We start from the raw sequence: 20,381 nt of genomic DNA, 5'->3' as shown, positions 1-20,381 counted from the left end.
CAAGACTGCGATGGCTCGGATGGTGCTGGACTTGTTTTGGTCGATTGTTGCAGCCACGTTTCTCCTTCTAGGCGGAGAAATGTCGTCGTCAGCAAGGATGGACAGGGAGCAGGCCGTCATGGGTCGGACAAGCATGCCGCGATTGCCAGACGCCACGGAACTGGCGGGCGACTGGCGAATTGAGGGGCAAGGCGGCCTGGATTGCGACCTTGTGCTGGATGCGAGCGTGATGCGGTTCGAGGGGGCCCAGGCGCCCGCTCATGACCTGACAGCGGCCACGCGGCGCCTGACGCCGATGGGTTTGGGCGAGGTGAGGGCTTGGCGCCCCAGTCCGGACGGCATCGCCCTGCTCAGGGACGATGGCTCCCTGGTGGTGTTCTTGAATCGAAACGGAACGGCTTACGAAGGCCGGGGCCCGGACGGGGAGCGGTTGCGGCTCGTCCGGGCCTGAGCGGTCGGATCAGCGGCCGAACTTCTGGTGCTGGATGCGCTTGGGGATGATGCTGTCGGCGCCCAGGCGGCGCATCTTGTCCTGTTCGTAGGCTTCGAAGTTGCCCTCGAACCATTCGACGTGGCCGTCGCCCTCGAAGGCCAGGATGTGGGTGGCCAGACGGTCCAGGAACCAGCGGTCGTGGGAGATGACCACGGCGCAGCCGGCGAACTCCTCCAGCGCCTCTTCGAGGTTCTGAAGCGTCTCGATGTCCAGGTCGTTGGTCGGTTCGTCGAGCAGGATCAGGTTGCCCCCCGAGGCCAGGGTCTTGGCCAGGTGGACGCGGTTGCGCTCGCCGCCGGACAGCTGGCCGACCTTCTTCTGCTGGTCGCCGCCCTTGAAGTTGAAGCTGCCGACATAGGCGCGGGAGTTAATCTCGCGCTTGCCGACCATCATGATGTCGGTGCCGCCCGAGATGGCCTGCCAGATGCTCTCGTCCGGCTTCAGGTCGTCGCGCGACTGGTCGACATAGGCCAGCTTGACCGTCTCGCCGACCTTGATCGTGCCGCCGTCGGGCTTTTCCTGGCCGGTGATCAGCTTGAACATGGTCGACTTGCCGGCGCCGTTCGGGCCGATGACGCCCACGATGCCGTTGGGCGGCAGCTTGAAGGTCAGGTTGTCGAACAGGGTCTTGTCGCCATACGACTTCTGCAGGCCCTCGACTTCCAGCACGACATTGCCCAGGCGCGGGCCGGGCGGGATCTGGATGACGGCGAAGGACTGGGCCTGACGGCTGTTTTCCTGCTCCTCGACCATCCGCTCATAGGCGGCCAGACGCGCCTTGGACTTGGCCTGACGGGCCTTGGCACCCGAGCGCACCCACTCCAGTTCGCGGGTGAGGGCGCGCTGGCGGGCTTCGGATTCCGACTGCTCCTGGACGACGCGCTTCTGCTTGGCTTCCAGCCAGGAAGAATAGTTGCCTTCGTGCGGATGGCCGCGGCCGCGGTCCAGCTCCAGGGTCCACTTGGTCACCTGATCCAGGAAGTAGCGGTCGTGGGTCACCAGGATGACGCAGCCGGGGAAGTTCTCCAGATGATGCTGCAGCCAGGCGACGGATTCGGCGTCCAGGTGGTTGGTCGGTTCGTCCATCAGCAGCATGTCGGGCTTGGACAGCAGCAGGCGGGCCAGAGCCACGCGGCGCTTTTCACCGCCGGACAGGTTGGTGACGTCCCAGTCGTCGGGCGGGCAGCGCAGGGCGCCCATCGCCTGGTCGATGCGGCTGTCGATGTCCCAGACGTCGCCGGCGTCGATCTTTTCCTGAAGAGAAGTCATCTCCTCCATCAGTTCGTCGGTGTAGTTTTCGCCCAGTTCGGCGGCGACTTCGTTGAAGCGATTGACCCATTGCTTCTCCTCGCACCAGGCCTCGACGTTCTGGCGGACGTTCAGGGCGGGATCCAGCTGGGGCTCCTGCTCCAGATAGCCGCGCTTGACGCCGTCGGCCGCGCGGGCCTCGCCGGAGAATTCGGTGTCCAGGCCGGCCATGATCTTGAGCAGGGTGGACTTGCCCGAGCCGTTGACGCCGACCACGCCGATCTTGGCGTCGTTGTAGAAGCTCAGCCAGATGTTCTCGAAGATCTTCTTGCCGCCGGGAAAGGTCTTGGTCAGACCCTGCATCTGGAAAATATATTGCTGCGCCATGAGGTGCGGTTTCGCCCTTGGGGTTCGTCGGATGGGGAGGTTCGCGCGGATGTAGCGATCCTGAGGGCCGAGGGCAAATGAGGCGAGGAGCCGGCCGTCCCTTCGGCCGCCGGTCGCGGCGATGTTATTGGTCTTTCGCGGACCGGTGTTCGATCATTCGCGGAGGAGCAGGGACGCGTGATGCGCTATCGGACGCGCGCGGCGGCGCTGGTTGTCGCCTTGATGGCGGCGGGCGTCGCGCAGGCCCAGGGGCGACCGCCGGCGCCCGTGCTGGCGGCGGTGCAGGCGATGGACACGATGTGCCGGGAATTCGGCACGCCCGGAGACAAGAGCGGCCTGCTTCGCGCGGCGGACCTGAACGGCGACGGCGTCGCGGACTGGGTTCTGGACGAGGGCGCCTATGTCTGCGAGGGCGCGGCCAGCCTGTTCGGCGGGTCGGGCGGCTCCCAGGTCAGCGTCTGGGCTGGGCGGCGGGACGGCGGCGCCTCGGAGCCTTTCACCCATGGCGCGTTTGGGGCCGTGATCGACGGCGGACGCCTGTGGTTGATGGTCGGCGGGGAGATGTGCGGCCAGAAGACTGCAGGACTGGCGCGGGCCGAATACGAGGGGTGCCGCCGTCCGCTGGCGTGGGACGCGCGAACGGGGCGGTTCGATTTCGCACCGGTCTCGGAGGCGCGGCCTGTGGACTGACGGGCGCCCGCGCGTTCAGGCGTAGTTGAAGCTGATCGAGATGCGGTCGGACTTGGCCTGATTGGTCGGCACCTCGTGGCGCAGCCAGCTTTCCCACATCAGCACCGTGCCCGCCTGGGGGCGCAGATAGACAAAGGGGCGCTCAGCCTCGGGTGCGTCGTCGGTCACGGACGGGCGGGCCATCATGAAGGGCAGGCGCGGGTCCTCCAGCTTCAGCGAGGAGGCGCCGTCGGGGATGTCGACATAGACGGTGCCGGACAGGAAGGCGTGCGGGTGGAGATGGCCGGTGTGGCCGCCGCCGGGCTTCAGGATGTTGACCCACAGATTGTCGAGGCGCGGCTTTCGAGCCAGGTCGAACTTCAGCGCCTTGGCGTAGGCGACGGCGTGGCGGTCCAGGTGGCGCTTCAGTTCGGCGAACTCAGGGAAGCGCTGGGGCAGGTCGTTCAGTGAGCCGTAGGAGGTGTAGCCGCGATAGGCGTTGGCCCGGCACCAGCGGCGGCCGGCCTCGTCCTCCTGGGCCATCATGCGGCAGACGTCGACCAGTTGGGCGTTGAAGTCGGCCCAGCCCCGGCCGTCGGCGAGGGAGGCTTCATAGACCTGGGTGACGAAGAGGGGGCGCAGGGACATGGGACCGGCTTAGACTCCTGGGCGGCGGTTGAGAAGGTCCGTGCAGGGCCGCTCGCCTCCGGCGCACGATCCGGCTAAGAACCTTCCATGTTCAAGTCTGTCCTGGTCGCCAATCGCGGCGAAATCGCCTGCCGTGTCTTCCGCACCGCCAAGCGGATGGGGATTCGCACCGTCGCCGTCTATTCCGAGGCCGACGCGGACGCCCTGCACGTGCGCGAAGCCGACGAGGCGGTGCTGATCGGGCCGGCGCCGGCGCGCGAAAGCTATCTGGACGGGGCCAAGGTGTTGGCGGCGGCCAAGGCTGTGGGGGCGGAGGCGATCCACCCCGGCTATGGCTTCCTGAGCGAGAACGCCGACTTCGCCGAGGCGGTGACGGCGGCCGGTCTGGTCTGGATCGGGCCGGACCCGAAGTCGATCCGAGCCATGGGGCTGAAGGACGCGGCCAAGCAGTTGATGATCGAGGCCGGGGTGCCGGTGACGCCGGGCTATCAGGGCGCGGACCAGTCGGAGGAGACGCTGACAGCCGAGGCGGCGCGGATCGGCTACCCGGTGCTGATCAAGGCGGTCGCGGGCGGGGGCGGCAAGGGGATGAAGCGGGTCGACGATCCGGCCGATTTCGCCGCCGGCCTGGCCAGCGCCAAGCGCGAGGGGGCGGCGGCGTTCGGCGACGACCGGGTGCTGATCGAACGCTACATCACCCGGCCCCGCCACATCGAGGTCCAGGTCTTCGGCGACCGGCACGGCAACGTGGTGCACCTGTACGAGCGAGACTGTTCCCTGCAACGCCGCCACCAGAAGGTGATCGAGGAGGCGCCGGCGCCGGGCATGAGCGAGGCCGTGCGGGCGGCGGTGACCGGGGCGGCGATCAAGGCGGCCAAGGCGGTCGACTATGTCGGGGCCGGCACCATCGAGTTCATCGCCGACGCCTCGGACGGGCTGAAGGCGGACGGCGTCTGGTTCATGGAGATGAACACCCGGCTGCAGGTCGAACACCCCGTGACCGAGAGCGTCACCGGCGTCGATCTGGTCGAATGGCAGTTCCGCGTGGCGGCGGGCGAGCCGATCCCGCTGAAGCAGGACGAGATCAAGCTGAACGGCTGGGCCATGGAGGCGCGGCTGTATGCCGAGGACCCGGCCAACGGCTTTTTGCCGAGCATCGGCCGGCTGGAGCACTTCGTTCTGCCCGACGACATCCGTGTCGACACCGGCGTGGAGCAGGGCGGCGAGGTCAGCCAGTTCTACGATCCGATGATCGCCAAGCTGATCGTCCACGCGGACACGCGCGAGGCGGCGGCGGCGAAACTGGCCGAGGCGGCGGGCGAGGTGGAAGTCTGGCCTGTCCGCACCAACGCCGGCTTCCTGAAACGCTGCCTCGAACACCCGCGCTTCACAGCCGGGGACGTGGATACCGGGTTCATCGCGGCGGAGGAGGCGGCGCTGCAGCCGGCGGAGTCGGACGAGGCGACGCTGGCGGCGCTGACGCTGGTTGCCGAGGCGGCGGCGGATCGGGTGGAGAGCGGGGCCGACCGGTTCAGCCCCTGGGGCGGGCGACCCGGTCTGTCGTATGGCGTGCGGCTGAACGCGCCGCCGGCCGCAACGGTGTGGGCGCAGTTGGACGGGCGCGGCGTCTCAGCGCCGGTGACGCCGGTCGAGACCGGCTGGCGAGCGCAGGGCGGCGCCGTGGCGCACGTGGGCTTCGACCAGGTGCAGGCGGGCGAGCGGCTGTTCGGCTATCAGGCGGTCGAGGACGGCTTCGTCCTGTTCGTCGACGGCGAGGCGCAACGGGTCACGCCCTATCGCGCGGCCGTCGGCGGCGGCGCCGGGGCCGTTTCTGACGGTTCCCTCCGGGCGCCCATGCCGGGCAAGATCGTGGCCGCGCCGATCAAGGCGGGCGACCCGGTGGCCAAGGGCCAGACGGTCGTCGTGCTGGAGGCCATGAAGATGGAGCACGCCCTGACCGCGCCGTTCGACGGGGTGGTCGAGAGCGTCGCCGTCGTCGGCGAGCAGGTGAGCGAGGCCGCCGTGCTGGCGGTGGTGAAGGCGGACGCCTAGATCGCGGCCATGCCCCTTCACATCATCAAGCTGGGCGTCGGCGTGCCGGACGTCGAATGGCTGGAGCGGCGCGCCGCCAAGGGCGGGCCGCTGGTGGTCCATACGCGCATGACCCCCAAGCGCGCGGCCGAGGTCGAGGACGGCGGTTCGCTGTTCTGGGCGGTGAAGGGGACGATCGTCTGCCGCCAGCCGGTGCTGGACATCTCGACCCTGGGCGAGGGCAAGGCCAGCCGGTGCGAGATCACCCTGGAGCCCAAGGTCATTCGCACCGCGCCGATGGGGCGGCGGCCGTTCCAGGGCTGGCGCTATTTCGAGGCCAAGGACGCGCCGGCGGACCTGGATACGCTGGAGGCCGGCGAGGCGCCCGAAGAGCTGGTGAAACAGCTGCGTGAACTCGGGGCCTGGTAGCCCAGATCCACAAAGATTTTGGGAGTTGACCCCGGCGTGGACGCGTGGCCTGTGCCGCGTCCGATGTCGTTCCTGAGCCCTACATCCCGAACCGCGTTGCGCGACCTGCTGGCCCTGGCCTGGCCGGTGATCCTGGCGCGTCTGGGCATCATGACCATGGGGCTGACCGACGCCATCGTGGTGGGCAACTACTCCAGCCGGGAACTGGCCTATCATTCCCTGGCGTGGGCGCCGACGTCGATCGTGGTGACGACGGCGGTCGGGCTGATGCTGGGCGTGCAGGTGATGACCGCGCGGATGCTGGGCGAGGGGCGCCGTCACGCGGTCGGCGCGGTGCTGCGTCGGGGCATGGTCTATGCCGTGCAGATCGGCGTGGTGTCGATGATCGCCCTGATCGCGGTCGGGCCGTGGGGGCTGGGTCGGATCGGGCTTGAGGACGGGCTGGCGCAAGGGGCCGGACCGGCGCTGGTCGTCTTCGCCCTGTCGATGCCTTTCTATCTGATCTCGGTCGCCGGGCAGTTCTTCCTGGAGGCGCTGGGGCGGCCCAAGCCCGGCATGGCGGCCATGTGGGTGGCCAATGGCGTGAACCTGGCGCTGAACCTGGTGCTGGTGCCCGACCTGCTCGGCGTCGGCTTCGACGGCGCCTTCGCCTCGGCCTGGGCGACGTTCGGGGCGCGCGCGGCCCTGGCGATCTTTCTGGTCGTCTACATCCTGCGCCTGCCCGAGGCGCGGGCCCTGGGCGTGTTCGACAAGCCCGAGCGCGACCCGCAGGGCGCGCGGGACCAGGTCAAGGTCGGCCTGGGGGCCGGGGCGTCCTATTTCATCGAGGTCGGCGCCTTCTCGGGCTTCACCTTCTTCGCCGGCCAGATCGGCGCGGCCGAGACGGCGGCCTGGGCGGTGGTGCTGAACGTGTCGGCCATCGTCTTCATGATCCCCATGGGCCTCTCGTCGGCGACGGCGGTGCTGGTGGGGCGGAGCTATGGCGCGGGCGACGGGCGGGGCGTGCTGAGGGCCGGGCTGGCGGGACTGGGCGTGGTGACGGCGCTGACCTTCGTGGTGGCCCTGGTCGTCTGGCCCAGCGCGCACCTGATCGTGGGGGCCTATAATCGGGACGCGGCGCTGCTGGCGATCGCCGCGCCGGCCCTGGTCCTGGCGACGCTGTTCTTCGTTGCGGACGGCGTGCAGGTGGTGGCGGCCCAGGCCAATCGCGCGGCGGGCGACGTCTGGTGGCCGACGATCATGCACTTCACCGCCTATGGCGCCGTCATGATGCCGCTGGGTTGGGTGCTGGCCCGCCAGATGGGCGTCAACGGTCTGGTCTGGGCCATCATCGTGGCCAGCCTGACGTCTTCGACCCTGCTGGCCGGCCGGTTCGTCCGCATCGCACGGCGCTTGCCGCAAGGCGTTTGAGGAAAGCGCCGCGCCGCTCTATATCCCTGCGCTTCCCCGAACTCCTGGACGATCATGGCCCGCATCCTCATCACCTCGGCGCTGCCCTACATCAACGGCATCAAGCACCTGGGGAATCTGGCGGGTTCGATGCTGCCGGCCGACGTCTGGGCGCGGTTCAAGCGGGCGCAGGGGCATGAGGTCCTCTACATCTGCGCCACCGACGAGCACGGCACCCCGGCCGAACTGGCCGCCGCCGCCGCCGGTCAGGACGTGCGGACCTATTGCGACGAGCAGCACCTGATCCAGAAGCAGGCGGGCGAGGCGTTCGGCCTAAGCTACGACTGGTTCGGCCGTTCCTCCAACCCGCAGAACCATCGCCTGACCCAGCACTTCGCCGAGGCGCTGGAGAACAACGGCCTGATCGAGGAGCGGGTCGACCGGATGATCTATTCGATCGACGACGCCCGCTTCCTGCCCGACCGCTATGTCGAGGGGACCTGCCCCCACTGCGCCTATCCCAAGGCGCGCGGCGACCAGTGCGACAACTGCGGCCGGCTGCTGGATCCCACCGACCTGATCGACCCGTATTCGGCGGTGTCCGGCTCGAAGAACCTGGAGGTGCGCGACACCCGCCACCTCTATCTGCTGCAGACCAAGATCGAACCGGAAATCCGCGCCTGGGTGGACGGCAAGACCGGCTGGCAGCAACTGGCCAAGTCCATCGCCTACAAGCACCTGGACGAGGGGCTGATCGACCGCGGCATCACCCGCGACCTGGCCTGGGGCGTGCCGGTGACCAAGGACGGCTTCCCCCGTCCGGGCATGGAGGACAAGGTCTTCTACGTCTGGTTTGACGCCCCCATCGAATATATCGCCGCGACCGAGGAATGGGCCGAGGCGACGGGCCGCACCTGGCGCGACTGGTGGCGGCTGGACGAGGGGGCGGAAGACGTCCGCTACGTCCAGTTCATGGGCAAGGACAACGTCGCCTTCCACACGGTTTCCTTTCCGGCGACCATCATCGGCTCGGGCGAACCGTGGAAGACGGTGGACCAGCTGAAGGCCTTCAACTGGCTGAACTGGTATGGCAGCAAGTTCTCGACCAGCCAGAAGCGCGGCGTCTTCATGGACCAGGCGCTGGAGCTGCTGCCGGCCGACTACTGGCGCTGGCGCCTGACGGCTTACGGCCCGGAACACGCGGATTCGGCCTTCACCTGGGAGGACTTCCAGGCTTCGACCAACAAGGACCTGGCCGACGTGCTGGGCAACTTCGTCAACCGCATCGTGAAGTTCGCCGAGTCCAAGTTCGACGGCGTCGTGCCCGAGGGCGGCGAGCCGGGACCGGTCGAAGCCAAGCTGGAGGCCGACCTCCGCGCCGCGGTCGCCGAGGCGACCGAGCAGTTCGAGGCGATGGAGTTCCGCAAGGCCGCCCAGGCCGTGCGCGCCGCCTGGGTGCTGGGCAACGAATATCTGCAGGAAGCCGCGCCGTGGACGGCGTTGAAGACCGACCGCGACCGCGCCGCCGTCGGCGTCCGCACCGGCCTGAACCTGGTCGCCCTGTTCGCGCGCCTGGCCGCGCCGATCCTGCCGTTCACCGCGCCGAGGATCGCGGCCTCGGTCGGATCGACCGATCTGTCGTGGCCGGGTGCAGCCGAGGACCTGCTGAACACCCTGCCGGTCGGCGGCGTGGTCCAGGCCCAGGGCGTGCTGTTCGCCAAGATCGAGGATGCGCAGGTCGCGGAATGGTCCAACCGCTTCGGCGGCGCGGAAGGCTGACGGCCTAGCGTCTGTTCCAGGGCGCCTGGCCCAACAGCATCGCCAGGCCGCACCAGCCGGTCGCGCCCGCGGCCGCCAGCGCCGCGCCCAGCAGGCCGGCAAGGACGAAGCCGGCGGGATGGATGGCGAAGCCGGCCAGAACGCCTAGCGTCACCAGCGTCCCGACGACGATCTGCACCTGGCGGAAGATCGAGACCGGCGGGCCGCCGGGCGCCGCCTCGACGATCGGCAGGCCGTCGCGGCGCCAAGCCTCGATCCCTCCATCCAGGTTGAACACGGGCTGACCGCCGGGCGCGACGGCGCCTATGGCGGCGCAGGCCTGGCCGCCGCGCGCGCCCTTCTGGCACTGAAACACGATCGCGCGGTCCGCCGGCAGGTCCATGTCGCGCAGGATCGCCGCCGTCCGGGCCAGGGGCGCCGACAAGGCGTAGGGAATGTGGCTGGCGGCGAACTCGTTCGGCTCGCGCACGTCGATCAGCACCGCCTGGCCAGAGACCAGCAAGGCCATCGCCTGACGGGGGGAGACGGTGTCGACCATGTGGTCAGTCCTTTGCGCAGAAATGGGCGTAGAGAACGGTCATGATCTCGACCGCCGCCGGATGGGCGATGAAATAGGTGAGGGTGCGATGGTCGCGACGGAAGTCGACCACGCCCTCGTCCTTCAGCTTCGACAGGTGCTGGGACATCGACGTGGGGGCCACGCCGGTCTCCTCGATCAGGGTCGAGACGTTCCGTTCGCCTTGAGCCAGGGCGCACAGGATCAGCAGGCGGTGGGGATTGGCCAGGCTTTTAAGGAAGGCCGCCGCCTCGTCCGCGCGGGGCGGCAGGGCGTCGGTCAGCTCCATGACGAGGGCGTCTTTACATTTCATGATTTGATCATATCATAAAAATATAAATTGAAAAGGAGGCTCCCGTGGCCAGGGACTATGCGGCGCTGACACGCGACATCTCGACCTACATCGGTGAACTTCGCCGCGCCCAGCCGGAGCCCATGCAGGCGTTCTCGGCCCTGGCGAAGGGCGCGACGGCGGACGGCGCGGTCGACAAGAAGACGAAGGAGATGATCGCCCTGGCGATCGGCGTCGCGCAGCGATGCGACGGCTGCATCGGCTTTCACGCCAGGGCGCTGACGGACTTGGGCGCGACGCGCGACGAGATCGCCGAGGTCATGGCCATGTGCGTCTATATGGGCGGCGGGCCGGCCCTCATGTACGCGGCCGACGCCCTGCGCGCCTTCGATCAGTTCGCCGAGGCGGCCTAGGATTCGGCGAAGATCACGGGCAGGCCGGCGGCGTGCCAGGCCTGGATGCCGCCGGTCAGGTTGAAGACCGGCTGGCCGTCGGCGGCGGTCGGGCCCACGAAGGCGCAGACCTGGTGGCTGCGTCCGCCCTTCAGGCACTGAACCACGATCTTCTTGTCGGCCGGCAGGTCCAGCGCGTCCCAGGCGGCCGGCATCTGGCTGAGCGGGGCCAGGATCGCGCCTTCGATGCGCGCGGCGGCGTATTCGTCCGGCTCGCGCACGTCGATCAGAACGGCCTCGCCCGCCTGGAGCCAGGCGGCGGCCTCCTCGACCGAGACCGTCGCCACGCTCATCGGGCGGCGTCCGGTTCGGCCGGGGCGGGGGCGTGACCGTCCCCGGCGCCTTGTCGGCCCAGGTGGTGGGCGGCCTCTTCGGGGCCGATCTCCAGGAAGGCGGGGGCGGAGGCGTTGAACTGCTCGGTGTTTCCGGTGCGGACCACCACCTGGCGCGCGCCGTCCCAGATCATGTGCAGGGCCACATACAGGACCACCACCAGGCCGACGTAGCCGATCCAGCGGAAGCGGTGCAGCAGCTTGGCGATGTAGGTGGCGGCCACCCCCATCAGGGCGATCGACAGGATCAGGCCAAAGACCATGATCCACGGATGCTCGTGCGCGGCGCCGGCGACGGCCAGCACATTGTCCAGCGACATGGTGATGTCGGCGATCATGATCTGGACCAGCGCCGCGCCGAACGACTTGCGCTTGACGCCGAGCTCCTCGGGCGAGGGGCCCGTGCCGTGCTCGATGCTCAGGGCCAGCTGCAGCTCGGCCTCCGCCTCGGCCTGATCGTGCGTCGCCTGCTCGCGCAGTTCGCGCCACATCTTCCAGCACACCCAGAGCAGCAGCAGGCCGCCGGCCAGCAACAGACCCACCAGCGCCAGAAGCTGGACCGTGATCAGGGCGAAGCCGATCCGCATGACCACGGCGGCGGCCAGGCCGACCAGGATCGCCTTCTTGCGCTGGTCCTGGGGCAGGGCGGCGGCGGCCAGGCCCACGGCCACGGCGTTGTCGCCGGCCAGCACCAGGTCCATCAGCAGGACCTGGCCCAGGGCGGTGAGTTGACTGACGAGTTCGGGGGAGGAGAGGACGTCCATGCCCGCTCTCTAGCGCCGGTGCGGCAATCTGTCAGCCGCGTTGCGCGCGCGCCGCCTCATAAAGCGCCACGGCGGCGGCGTTGGAGACGTTCAGGCTCTCGAAGCCGCCGGGCATGGGAATCTTGGCCAGCACGTCGCAGTGTTCGGCCACCAGGCGGCGGATGCCGTCGCCTTCCGAGCCCATGACCAGGACGGTCGGCTGGGCGTCCAGGGCCTCTTCCAGGGTCTGCTCGCCCGCGCCGTCCAGACCGACGGCGCGCCAGCCCAGGTCCGCCAGCCGTTCCAGCGCGCGGCTGAGATTGGTCACGCGGGCGTGCGGCAGGCGTTCGGTGGCGCCGACCGCGGCCTTGGCCAGGGCGCCGGCCAGGGCGGGGGCGTGACGGTCCTGCACCACGATCCCGCGCGCGCCGAAGGCCAGGGCCGAGCGGAAGATGGCTCCCACGTTCTGGGGGTCGGTCAGCTGGTCCAGCATGACGATCACGCCCTGCGCGGGTTCGGCAAGGTCCTCCAGCGCCACGCCTTCCAGCGGCTGGACCTTGAAGGCCAGGCCCTGGTGCACCGCCCCGGGCGGCAGCATGCGGGTCAGGGCCTGGGGATCGATCGTCTCGATGCGATGGCCGTGGGCCAGATCGCCGGCCTCGATCTCGGCCGCGCGCTCGGGCGTGGCCAGCAGCCGGCCGGTCCCGCGCCGGGCGGGATTCGCCAGAGCGGCCAGGACGGGGTGCCGGCCCCAGAGGAAATTGTCGGCGTCGGCCCGGCCTCGCTCGGCGCCGCGCGCAGGACGCGGCGCCTCTTCGCGGGCCGCAAACCCTTTGCCGGCGGGCTTTTCTGCCCGGTCTCGAGGCGCGCCGGGGCGGCCGGCGAAGGCCTGTTTTTTACCGCTTTTACGGTCGTTGCGTTCTGATTTCGACGACACTATAAGACGCCCTCCGATTTGGAGCCCCAGGGGCTTTCGGGTCTGGGCGCCCCCTCTATCGCAGAGGAGGCGGCAAGCCGAACGCTTTTGTTTCGTCCCGCTTCCCTTGATGGGCGGAACGAGGGGTCCGGCGGTTCGACAGAGCGCGTTGGGGGAATGTCCCGAGCGGCAAAGGGGGGGGACTGTAAATCCCCTGCGTAAGCTTCGTAGGTTCGAGTCCTACTTCCCCCACCACGCGCCTTTCGAACACGACGGATCAGGACGACGGAGAGGAACCGGCTGCGGCGTTCCCCAAGAACTTCCGCAGTCTCCGCGCGGGTATAGCACAATGGTAGTGCAGCAGCCTTCCAAGCTGAGGATGTCGGTTCGATCCCGTCTACCCGCTCCAGGTTTTTTGATCAGCATCGCGCCCCTCCGCTGACGGACCAGGGCCTCGAGGAGTTTTGGCCATGGCCAAGGAAAAGTTCGAACGCACGAAGCCGCACTGCAACATCGGCACGATCGGTCACGTCGACCACGGCAAGACGACGCTGACGGCGGCGATCACGATGACGCTGGCGAAGGCGGGCGGTGCGAAGGCGATGAACTACGCCGACATCGACGCGGCGCCGGAAGAGAAGGCGCGCGGCATCACGATCAACACGGCGCACGTGGAATATGAGACGGCCAACCGTCACTACGCCCACGTCGACTGCCCGGGCCACGCCGACTATGTGAAGAACATGATCACGGGCGCGGCGCAGATGGACGGCGCGATCCTGGTGGTTTCGGCCGCGGACGGCCCGATGCCGCAGACGCGCGAGCACATCCTCCTGGCCCGTCAGGTCGGCGTGCCGGCGCTGGTGGTCTTCATGAACAAGGTCGACCTGGTCGACGACGAAGAGCTGCTGGAGCTGGTCGAGATGGAAGTGCGCGAGCTGCTGAGCAGCTACCAGTTCCCGGGCGACGAAATCCCGATCACCAAGGGCTCGGCCAAGGCCGCGACCGACGGCGTGAACCCGGAGATCGGCGAGCAGCGCGTGCTGGCGCTGATGGAGACGGTCGACGCCTACATCCCGCAGCCGGCCCGTCCGGTGGACCAGCCGTTCCTGATGCCGGTGGAAGACGTGTTCTCGATCTCGGGCCGCGGCACCGTGGTGACGGGTCGCGTCGAGAAGGGCGTGATCAAGGTCGGCGAGGAAGTCGAGATCGTCGGCATCCGTCCGGTCCAGAAGACGACCTGCACGGGCGTGGAAATGTTCCGCAAGCTGCTGGACCAGGGCGAGGCGGGCGACAACGTCGGCGTGCTGCTGCGCGGCACCAAGCGTGAGGACGTCGAGCGCGGTCAGGTCCTGTGCAAGCCGGGTTCGATCACCCCGCACACCAAGTTCCTGGCCGAGGCCTACATCCTGACCAAGGAAGAAGGCGGCCGCCACACGCCGTTCTTCACCAACTACCGCCCGCAGTTCTACTTCCGCACGACCGACGTGACCGGCATCGTGCACCTGAAGGAAGGCGTCGAGATGATCATGCCGGGCGACAACGCCGAGCTGAACGTCGAGCTGATCACCCCGATCGCCATGGACCAGGGCCTGCGCTTCGCCATCCGTGAAGGCGGTCGCACCGTCGGCGCCGGCGTCGTGGCCAAGATCGTCGAGTAATCGACGATCCCAGGCCACGCATCCTTGCGATGCTGCGGGAGCCATGCTCCCGCAGGGGCCAAGATCGTCGAGTAACGCCCCTCTCGGCCTGACGCGCTTCGCGCTGCTTGAGGCCGAGAGAGACAGACGAGACAATCGCATAAGAGCGGCCCCCGGAGCGATCCGGGGGCTGTTTCTGCGTCCGGGGGAAGGAAACCGAGGGGCGGCTCAGGTATTGTGACGGTTCCTCCCGATCCTGGTCGCCCATGCGTTTGATTCTTCTGCTGGCCTGTCTCCTCGCGCTGGGCGCCTGCGCGGTGCATCCAGGCGCCGTGGACCACGTGCGCTTCGCCGCCGATGCGCGGACCGTGACCGCCACGACGCATGATGGCGACCTGAGGGGCGTCGAAGGCGACGGGGTGCGGGCGTTCCTGGGCGTGCCCTTCGCGCGGCCGCCGGTGGGGACCCTGCGCTGGCGGGCGCCGCAGCCGGTCGAGCCCTGGCGCGGCGAGCGCGACGCCACGCGGATCGGCCCGGACTGCACCCAGGCCATCGGCAAGCGCGCCATCCTGGGCGGCGGCGGCGGTGTGGCGGTCGGCTCCGAGGACTGTCTCTATCTGAACATCTACGCCCCTGCCGGCGGCTCGCAGGGCCGGCCGGTCATGCTCTACATTCCCGGCGGCGCCTTCACCGTGGGCGGCGGGGCCAACTACGATCCCAGCCGGCTGGCGCGCGAACAGGACCGGGTGGTGGTCACGGTCAACTATCGCCTGGGCGCGATCGGCTGGCTGGCGCATCCCGGCTTTCAGGCCGACGGCGAAGGCTTCGGCGGAAACTTCGGCCTGATGGATCAGTTGGCCGCCCTACGCTGGACACGCGACAACATCGCCGCCTTCGGGGGAGACCCGGCCAATGTCACCCTGTTCGCCGAGAGCGCCGGGGCGTGGTCGGCCTGCTATCTGATGACGGCGCCCCAGGCGAGGGGACTGTTCCAGCGCGTCATCCTGCAGAGCGGCGGCTGCCTGGAACCGTCGTCGCTGGTCAGCGCCGAGGCGGCGGCGCAAGGCGGTCCCGCCTTCGCCGAGCGGCTGGGGTGCAAGGGCGAGGCCGCCGTGGCCTGCCTGAGGGCCTTGCCGGCCTGGCGGCTGTCGCGGGCGGCTTCGCTGAGGGCCGGAATCAACGGGCCGGGGTCGTGGGGGCCGGTCCACAGCGACGCCGTCGTGCCTGAAAACCCGGCCGTCGCCTTCGCGGAGGGACGGTTCGCGCGCGTGCCCGCCATCATCGGGACGAACCTGGACGAGGGGCGGCTGTTCGCCAACGAGGTCAAGGACATGGACCGCTACCGAAAGGAGACGGTCTGGATGTACGGCGACATCGGCCCGCGCGTGCTGGAGCGGTATCCCGTCGGGGAGGAAGGGCCGGCCTACGCCATCGCCGCCAACTTCACGGCCCAGCGGTTCGCCTGTCCGTCGCAGGCCCTGCGTCGGCTGATCGCGCGCCATGCTCCGGTATGGGGCTATGAGTTCGCGGACCGGAACGCGCCGTTCCGCCTGCCCGAATGGCTGGTGGGACTGGATCTGGGCGCCTATCACGCCAGCGAACTGGCCTATGTGTTCGGGACCAGCTGGATCTTCGCCGACGTCGGCCGCTTCACGCCGGAACAGGCGGCCTTGTCCGAACGGATGCGCCGCCTGTGGGCCGAGTTCGGCCAATCCGACTTCGGCCCCGGTTGGCCCCGCGTGGAGGGCGCGGGACCGATCCGGGTTTTCGCCCCCGATGGCGACCATCTGGACGACACCTTCTTCCAACGGCACCAGTGCGCGTTCTGGGACGGCACGCCCTTCGGCGCCGCGGCGCCCTAGAGGAAGCGCACCGTCACGCCGGGCTTGACCTTGTCGGCCAATTCCCAGGCGTCCCAGTTGGTCAGGCGGACGCAGCCATGCGAGGCGGTCTTGCCGATCGTCTCGGGATCGGGCGCGCCGTGGATGCCGTAGCTGGGCTTGTTCAGGTCGATCCAGACCACGCCGACGGGATTGTTGGGCCCCGGCTTGACCACCACCTTGTGGTCCAGATCGCCGTAGCTGAGCTTGGACGGGTCATAGACGTAGTCCGGATTGCGGGCGACGCCGTTGACCTTGACCGTGCCGGTCGGGGTCGGATTGTCCCCGCTGCCGATCGTGGCCGGGTAGTAGGCCAGCAGCCGCCCGTCCGCGGCGAACGCCCTGACTGAGCCTTCGGCCTTGTCGACGTCGATGTGGTCGACATCGGCCGGAAGCGGGGTGTTGTCCACCGCCGGCACCAGCAGCTTTTGCCCGACGCGCGTGAAGTCCGCGCCGGGGTTCATCGCGCGCAGGAGCGCCTCGGTCACATGGAACCGCTCGGCCAGGGCCTCGACCACATTGGCGTAGCCCATGTGCGGGGCCTCGCCCTGCTGGGCCAGGTCGGTCGGCACGGTTCCCAGATAGGGCCCGGCGACGTCCTGTTGCGTGATCGCGTAGGTGGTGGTCACGGCGCCCGTGCCGCCCGCGCGAAGGCGGGCCATGACCTCGGCGTCCAGTTCGCCGTCCACCGGCAGGTCGTTGGCCTTCTCGAACGCGGCGACCGCCTGTCTCATGTTGGAACCGGCCAGGCCGTCGATGGCCCCCGGTGAAAAACGCGCGCGCTCCAGAAGGACCTGAGCGCGGATCAGGGCCGGGTTCGGCTGGGCCGGCGCATCGGCTGGGTCGGCCGGCGGCTGACCCCGGACGGCGGGCGGGGAATAGGCGGTGTTTTCGATGGCGTCGCGCGACAAGGGCCCGGTCTCGCCGGGCATCGCCTGTTCGGCGGGCGGCGGAGACGACGGGCTGCAGGCGGACAGCCCCGCGGCGGACAGGGAAACGACCGCGCCCGCGGCGAGGAGGGGAAGGCGGGAGATCATGGCGACTCTTGAACTGTGGACAGCGGAATTGGCGGACGGATCAGTTTTCGCGACCGGTGGCGGGGTCGGTGCGGGTCTCGCCGGAGTTGCTGGAGCCCTCCGATCCGCGGGGCTCGGTCGCCGGCCGGGGCGGCTCGCCCTCGCGCGCGGGCGCGCGCTGGTTCTCGTTTTCCACCTTGCGGTCGTCGGGGCGGGAGTCGGTCATGGTCGTGTCTCGCAAAGCGGAGCAGCGGCGTCCGCCCCCGTGCAACGCTCCGGATCGGCGCAGGCTCCCGTCAACACGCGTTCACCATGTCAATGAACCGTGCCGAAACAAGCCGTCGGCAGGATGCGACAACGGAACGGCTCTTGCTGGCGCGGGCTGCAGAAGGAAAGAGCATGGCCGAAACGCTGCAGGTCGAGATCGTGAAGGCGGAGGCGCTGGACGCCGCCGACACCGCCCTGTGGCGCGCCTGGTCGACAAGCAATCCGGCGCTGAGAAGCCCCTATTTTCGCTGGGACTATGCGGAGATCGCCTCGCGGGTCTGTCCCGGCGCGGCGGTGGCGGTGTTCCGTCGCGGGAGGGAGACGGCGGGGTTCTTCCCGCATCAGCGGCGCGGCGGCTCGGTGCAGCCCCTGGGCGCGCCCATGAACGACTATCACGGCGTGATCGCGCCGATCGGCGAGGAGATCGGCCTGGAGGACGTGGCGCGCCTGCTGAAGGCGCGCAGGCTGAACGTTCCGGGATGGATCGGCGCGGCGCAGACGGGGGAGGCGCGCACCACGGTCCAGGCGGCGCTTCCGGAAGAGGGTTTCGACGCCTGGTACGCCGAAAGGCGGACGACCTTCGGCAAGTTCTTCAAGGACAAGGAGCGGGCGCGGCGCAGCCTGGAGGCCGAACTGGGGCCGATCACCGTGGCGCACGGTTTGCGCGATCCGGCGCTTCTGGATCATCTGATCGACCTGAAGGCGGCGCAGTATCGGCGCTCGGGCCTGCACGACATCTTCGCCTGCGGCTGGACGCGCGATCTGCTGCACGCGCTGATGGCCGAGGCGCGGCCCGACTTCGGCGCCTCCCTGGCGACCATGCACGGCGGCGACAAGCTGACCGCGATCGAGTTCTCGCTGCACGCGGGTCGGCACTACCATTTCTGGTTCCCCGCCTACGAGCCCAGCCTGGCGCGCTGCTCGCCGGGCATACTGTTGAGCATGGACACGATGCGTCTGGCCGGAGCGGAAGGGTTCCGAACCTTCGACTTCGGTTTCGAGGGCGAGCACTACAAGAAGTATTTCGTCAACCAGACCCAGACGGTGCGCGAGGCCGTGGTGATGCGGCCGGGACTGGGGCGGGTCGCGACCGACGCCCTGGTCGGGGCCCTGGACCGGACCGGGGTTCGCGGCGAAGCCATCAGGGCGTCGTTGCGGCGGCGATGGGCGACGATCGAGGCGTGCGAGGCCACGCCGGCCGGGCGTCTGCGCGGGGCCGCCGTCGCCGCCCGTTCCGCCGCCGTCAAGATCGCGGCGCGCCGCAAGGCGCCCGCCCGCGTCGCTCACGCCTGAGGAACGATCATGACCGACCGTCGCACCCGCTATCCCGGCCCGATCACGCAAGCCGCGACGCATCCCCACACCCTGGTCGAGCAGGGCTTTGCGGAGGACGCGGCGCTGGCGGCGACCCTTGACCGCTATCCGCCCGAACTGTTCGACATCAACTTGTACGACTACGACGAGGCGGGGCAGGTGTCGCTGCGGACGGGCGCGCGCGGCCGGCTGTCGGGCGCCGAGCTTCTGGAGGCTATCAAGCAGGGGCGGCTGTGGGTCAACCTGCGCCAAGTCGAGACAGGATGGCCCGAACTGTGGAAGGCGGCGATGAAGGAGTTCGCCGCCATCCAGGCCGCCTATCCCGGGATGCGGGCGGTCAAGACGGCGGGTCAGCTGATCCTGTCGTCGCCCAAGGCGCGGGTGCCTTATCACTTTGACGCGGCGGGGGTGGTTCTGTTCCATCTGCGGGGGCGAAAGCGGCTGTTCGTCTATCCGGGCGACGAGGCGCATCTGCCCGAGCGCAACATGGAGCAGGTGGTCGCGCGCCAGACGACCGAGGAGCTTCCCTACGATCTGGCGTTCGAGCGCGACGCCCAGGTGATGGATCTGGAGCCGGGACGGGCGCTGACCTGGCCGCTCTATGCGCCGCACCGCGTCGAGAACCTGGACCGCTTCTGCGTCAGTCTGTCGATGGATTTCCAGACCTGGCCGTCGCGGTTCCGAAACGGGGCGCTGTTCACCAATGCGGTCATCCGCAGCCGGGGCGGCGCCCCGCGTTTCACCGACGGCATGGCCACGCCGGAACTGGCCGCGCGGTGGGCGGCCTCTCTGGCCCTGAAGCGGGCGGGGGCGCTGAAAAGCCGGATCGCGCACTTCGAGCGCGACTTCGAGCCGGAGGTCGGCGCGGCGGACGGCGCAGGGGCGCTGGGCCGATAGACGCGCGTTAATTCGAGTTCATGACCTCGAGTTAAAATGACAGGGCCGGCGGGGTGACGCACCTTTTCCTCACATCAGGGAAGGGAAAGCCGTCATGAAATCCGCACTGTTCGCCGCCGCCGCGTCCGCCGTCGTCGCCGCCTGCGCGGCCGCGCCGGCGACCGCCGCCGAGGTCGAAATCCGCAACGCGGTCGCCCGCGTCGTCGTCATCGTCGAGGATCGCGAAGACGTCGGGGTCGAAGTCACCCAAGGCGCCTCTCGCCTGCCTCGCATCGAGGTCCAGCGCCGCGGACGCGACGTCAGGATCGACGGCGGATTGCGGCGGGGCGGCGTGTTCGGCTCGAACGACGGCGTGCGCCGCTGCGACAACGGCCCGTCCAGCGCGCGCCAGCCGGGCGAGGGCGCGGTGGTCGAGGTGCGCGATCTGGGCCGCATCCGGCTGGAAGACGCGCCGCTGATCGTCCTGCGGACCCCGCGCGACGTCGACGTCAGCGCCGGCGGCGCCGTCTACGGCGCGGTCGGACGCGGCGCGCGCTCGGTCGAACTGGGCAGCGGCGGGTGCGGCGACTGGACCGTGGCCAACACCGACGGCGCGGTGGCGCTGAGCGTCGGGGGATCCGGTTCGATCCGGGCGGGAACCTCTCGGTCGCTGGACGCCAAGGTCGGCGGCTCGGGCTCGATCTTGGCCGGGGCGACGGGCGACCTGGACGCCGCCGTGGGCGGGTCCGGCAGCGTGCTGGTGGCGCGAGCCGACGGCGCCGGCGACATCTCCATCGGCGGCTCGGGCGACGTGACCGTCCGCGAGGGCCGGATGAGCGATCTTTCAGTGGCCATCGGCGGCTCGGGCGACGTGCGCTTCGGCGGGACCACGCGCGACCTGAGCGTGGCCATCGCCGGATCGGGCGACGTCAGCGTCGGCGCCGCCACCGGACAGGTGTCCCGAACGGTGGTGGGGTCGGGAACCGTGAACATCGGGCGCTAGAACCCGAGTCTCTCCGCCGCG

21 protein-coding genes and 2 tRNA genes are annotated in these 20,381 nt (G+C 69.3%); 14 read left to right on the top strand and 9 right to left on the bottom strand.

The window, feature by feature from the left end; translation table 11 throughout:
- Positions 1-19 precede the first annotated feature (19 nt).
- Positions 20-451: an AprI/Inh family metalloprotease inhibitor gene (locus tag M8231_RS08305; RefSeq protein WP_249750367.1), complete on the top strand. Its 432-nt coding sequence runs from the start codon at positions 20-22 to the stop codon at positions 449-451.
- Positions 452-460: 9 nt separating this feature from the next.
- Here the strand turns inward: M8231_RS08305 and ettA are convergent, their stop codons facing one another.
- Positions 461-2,128, bottom strand: a complete 1,668-nt coding sequence (gene ettA / locus M8231_RS08300; RefSeq protein ID WP_249750368.1) for an energy-dependent translational throttle protein EttA — start codon at positions 2,126-2,128, stop codon at positions 461-463.
- A gap of 180 nt (positions 2,129-2,308) precedes the next feature.
- On the opposite strand from ettA, the gene M8231_RS08295 reads away from it, so the two are divergent.
- Positions 2,309-2,818: a hypothetical protein gene (locus tag M8231_RS08295; RefSeq protein ID WP_249750369.1), complete on the top strand. Its 510-nt coding sequence runs from the start codon at positions 2,309-2,311 to the stop codon at positions 2,816-2,818.
- Between the two features lie 15 nt (positions 2,819-2,833).
- Here the strand turns inward: M8231_RS08295 and M8231_RS08290 are convergent, their stop codons facing one another.
- Entirely contained in the window at positions 2,834-3,445 is a 612-nt protein-coding gene (locus M8231_RS08290) for a TIGR02466 family protein (protein ID WP_249750370.1), read from the bottom strand.
- Between the two features lie 87 nt (positions 3,446-3,532).
- Between M8231_RS08290 and M8231_RS08285 the strand changes: the two genes are divergently transcribed.
- From M8231_RS08285 to metG, 4 genes are all read left to right on the top strand, one after another.
- Positions 3,533-5,497: an acetyl/propionyl/methylcrotonyl-CoA carboxylase subunit alpha gene (locus M8231_RS08285; protein ID WP_249750371.1), complete on the top strand. Its 1,965-nt coding sequence runs from the start codon at positions 3,533-3,535 to the stop codon at positions 5,495-5,497.
- Positions 5,498-5,506: 9 nt separating this feature from the next.
- On the top strand, positions 5,507-5,905 hold the full coding sequence (locus M8231_RS08280; RefSeq protein WP_250202568.1) for a DUF1489 family protein: 399 nt from the start codon (positions 5,507-5,509) through the stop codon (positions 5,903-5,905).
- Between the two features lie 96 nt (positions 5,906-6,001).
- On the top strand, positions 6,002-7,315 hold the full coding sequence (locus M8231_RS08275) for an MATE family efflux transporter (RefSeq protein ID WP_250202567.1): 1,314 nt from the start codon (positions 6,002-6,004) through the stop codon (positions 7,313-7,315).
- A 54-nt stretch (positions 7,316-7,369) separates the two neighbouring features.
- Entirely contained in the window at positions 7,370-9,073 is a 1,704-nt protein-coding gene (metG, locus tag M8231_RS08270) for a methionine--tRNA ligase (protein ID WP_249750374.1), read from the top strand.
- Positions 9,074-9,077: 4 nt separating this feature from the next.
- Here the strand turns inward: metG and M8231_RS08265 are convergent, their stop codons facing one another.
- Entirely contained in the window at positions 9,078-9,611 is a 534-nt protein-coding gene (locus M8231_RS08265) for a rhodanese-like domain-containing protein (RefSeq protein WP_249750375.1), read from the bottom strand.
- 4 nt (positions 9,612-9,615) lie between these two features.
- On the bottom strand, positions 9,616-9,942 hold the full coding sequence (locus tag M8231_RS08260) for an ArsR/SmtB family transcription factor (RefSeq protein WP_250202566.1): 327 nt from the start codon (positions 9,940-9,942) through the stop codon (positions 9,616-9,618).
- 44 nt (positions 9,943-9,986) lie between these two features.
- On the opposite strand from M8231_RS08260, the gene M8231_RS08255 reads away from it, so the two are divergent.
- Complete coding sequence (locus M8231_RS08255) at positions 9,987-10,334, top strand: carboxymuconolactone decarboxylase family protein (protein WP_249750377.1); 348 nt, start codon at positions 9,987-9,989, stop codon at positions 10,332-10,334.
- Here the strand turns inward: M8231_RS08255 and M8231_RS08250 are convergent.
- Genes M8231_RS08250 through rlmB form a run of 3 tightly spaced genes read right to left on the bottom strand, consistent with a single transcriptional unit; the run spans position 10,331 to position 12,385 of the window.
- Positions 10,331-10,666, bottom strand: a complete 336-nt coding sequence (locus tag M8231_RS08250) for a rhodanese-like domain-containing protein (RefSeq protein ID WP_249750378.1) — start codon at positions 10,664-10,666, stop codon at positions 10,331-10,333. The two genes, M8231_RS08255 and M8231_RS08250, sit on opposite strands and share 4 nt — an antisense overlap.
- A complete protein-coding gene (locus tag M8231_RS08245) occupies positions 10,663-11,469 on the bottom strand; it encodes a YjbE family putative metal transport protein (RefSeq protein ID WP_249750379.1) in 807 nt (268 codons plus the stop codon). Before M8231_RS08245 ends, M8231_RS08250 begins: the two co-directional genes overlap by 4 nt.
- 31 nt (positions 11,470-11,500) lie before the next feature.
- A complete protein-coding gene (gene rlmB / locus M8231_RS08240) occupies positions 11,501-12,385 on the bottom strand; it encodes a 23S rRNA (guanosine(2251)-2'-O)-methyltransferase RlmB (protein WP_249750380.1) in 885 nt (294 codons plus the stop codon).
- A 150-nt stretch (positions 12,386-12,535) separates the two neighbouring features.
- Between rlmB and M8231_RS08235 the strand changes: the two genes are divergently transcribed.
- The 4 genes from M8231_RS08235 (at position 12,536) to M8231_RS08220 (ending at position 15,866) form a co-directional block, all read left to right on the top strand.
- A tRNA-Tyr gene (locus M8231_RS08235) sits at positions 12,536-12,619 on the top strand.
- Positions 12,620-12,699: 80 nt separating this feature from the next.
- Positions 12,700-12,773, top strand: a tRNA-Gly gene (locus M8231_RS08230).
- A gap of 61 nt (positions 12,774-12,834) precedes the next feature.
- Positions 12,835-14,025, top strand: coding sequence for an elongation factor Tu (gene tuf / locus M8231_RS08225; RefSeq protein WP_201216432.1), 1,191 nt, complete (start codon positions 12,835-12,837; stop codon positions 14,023-14,025).
- Between the two features lie 245 nt (positions 14,026-14,270).
- On the top strand, positions 14,271-15,866 hold the full coding sequence (locus M8231_RS08220; RefSeq protein ID WP_249750382.1) for a carboxylesterase/lipase family protein: 1,596 nt from the start codon (positions 14,271-14,273) through the stop codon (positions 15,864-15,866).
- Here M8231_RS08220 and M8231_RS08215 read toward each other — a convergent pair.
- The gene (locus M8231_RS08215) at positions 15,863-16,921 is read right to left on the bottom strand and encodes a L,D-transpeptidase family protein (protein WP_249750383.1); all 1,059 of its coding nucleotides are present in this window, start codon (positions 16,919-16,921) and stop codon (positions 15,863-15,865) included. The genes M8231_RS08220 and M8231_RS08215 overlap by 4 nt on opposite strands.
- 40 nt (positions 16,922-16,961) lie before the next feature.
- Entirely contained in the window at positions 16,962-17,126 is a 165-nt protein-coding gene (locus M8231_RS08210; RefSeq protein ID WP_249750384.1) for a hypothetical protein, read from the bottom strand.
- 173 nt (positions 17,127-17,299) lie between these two features.
- Here M8231_RS08210 and M8231_RS08205 point away from each other — a divergent pair, with 173 nt between their 5' ends.
- The 3 genes from M8231_RS08205 (at position 17,300) to M8231_RS08195 (ending at position 20,360) form a co-directional block, all read left to right on the top strand.
- Positions 17,300-18,460 (top strand): GNAT family N-acetyltransferase, encoded by a 1,161-nt coding sequence (locus tag M8231_RS08205; protein ID WP_249750385.1) that lies wholly within the window; start codon positions 17,300-17,302, stop codon positions 18,458-18,460.
- Positions 18,461-18,469: 9 nt separating this feature from the next.
- Positions 18,470-19,378 (top strand): cupin-like domain-containing protein, encoded by a 909-nt coding sequence (locus M8231_RS08200; protein ID WP_250202565.1) that lies wholly within the window; start codon positions 18,470-18,472, stop codon positions 19,376-19,378.
- 94 nt (positions 19,379-19,472) lie between these two features.
- On the top strand, positions 19,473-20,360 hold the full coding sequence (locus tag M8231_RS08195; protein WP_249750388.1) for a GIN domain-containing protein: 888 nt from the start codon (positions 19,473-19,475) through the stop codon (positions 20,358-20,360).
- Positions 20,361-20,381: the final 21 nt, after the last annotated feature.

The sequence above is a fragment of the Brevundimonas albigilva genome, from assembly GCF_023573565.1.
Taxonomy (GTDB): Bacteria; Pseudomonadota; Alphaproteobacteria; order Caulobacterales; family Caulobacteraceae; genus Brevundimonas; species Brevundimonas albigilva.
This window is presented reverse-complemented; position numbering and strand designations above follow the sequence as displayed.

Bases quoted from the DNA above. Each gene is read 5' to 3' on its own strand.
- M8231_RS08305 (WP_249750367.1), top strand. From the start codon at position 20: ATGGTGCTGGACTTGTTTTGGTCGATTGTTGCAGCCACGTTTCTCCTT.
- ettA (WP_249750368.1), bottom strand. From the start codon at position 2,128: ATGGCGCAGCAATATATTTTCCAGATGCAGGGTCTGACCAAGACCTTT.
- M8231_RS08295 (WP_249750369.1), top strand. From the start codon at position 2,309: ATGCGCTATCGGACGCGCGCGGCGGCGCTGGTTGTCGCCTTGATGGCG.
- M8231_RS08290 (WP_249750370.1), bottom strand. From the start codon at position 3,445: ATGTCCCTGCGCCCCCTCTTCGTCACCCAGGTCTATGAAGCCTCCCTC.
- M8231_RS08285 (WP_249750371.1), top strand. From the start codon at position 3,533: ATGTTCAAGTCTGTCCTGGTCGCCAATCGCGGCGAAATCGCCTGCCGT.
- M8231_RS08280 (WP_250202568.1), top strand. From the start codon at position 5,507: ATGCCCCTTCACATCATCAAGCTGGGCGTCGGCGTGCCGGACGTCGAA.
- metG (WP_249750374.1), top strand. From the start codon at position 7,370: ATGGCCCGCATCCTCATCACCTCGGCGCTGCCCTACATCAACGGCATC.
- M8231_RS08265 (WP_249750375.1), bottom strand. From the start codon at position 9,611: ATGGTCGACACCGTCTCCCCCCGTCAGGCGATGGCCTTGCTGGTCTCT.
- M8231_RS08260 (WP_250202566.1), bottom strand. From the start codon at position 9,942: ATGAAATGTAAAGACGCCCTCGTCATGGAGCTGACCGACGCCCTGCCG.
- M8231_RS08250 (WP_249750378.1), bottom strand. From the start codon at position 10,666: ATGAGCGTGGCGACGGTCTCGGTCGAGGAGGCCGCCGCCTGGCTCCAG.
- M8231_RS08245 (WP_249750379.1), bottom strand. From the start codon at position 11,469: ATGGACGTCCTCTCCTCCCCCGAACTCGTCAGTCAACTCACCGCCCTG.
- tuf (WP_201216432.1), top strand. From the start codon at position 12,835: ATGGCCAAGGAAAAGTTCGAACGCACGAAGCCGCACTGCAACATCGGC.
- M8231_RS08220 (WP_249750382.1), top strand. From the start codon at position 14,271: ATGCGTTTGATTCTTCTGCTGGCCTGTCTCCTCGCGCTGGGCGCCTGC.
- M8231_RS08215 (WP_249750383.1), bottom strand. From the start codon at position 16,921: ATGATCTCCCGCCTTCCCCTCCTCGCCGCGGGCGCGGTCGTTTCCCTG.
- M8231_RS08210 (WP_249750384.1), bottom strand. From the start codon at position 17,126: ATGACCGACTCCCGCCCCGACGACCGCAAGGTGGAAAACGAGAACCAG.
- M8231_RS08205 (WP_249750385.1), top strand. From the start codon at position 17,300: ATGGCCGAAACGCTGCAGGTCGAGATCGTGAAGGCGGAGGCGCTGGAC.
- M8231_RS08200 (WP_250202565.1), top strand. From the start codon at position 18,470: ATGACCGACCGTCGCACCCGCTATCCCGGCCCGATCACGCAAGCCGCG.
- M8231_RS08195 (WP_249750388.1), top strand. From the start codon at position 19,473: ATGAAATCCGCACTGTTCGCCGCCGCCGCGTCCGCCGTCGTCGCCGCC.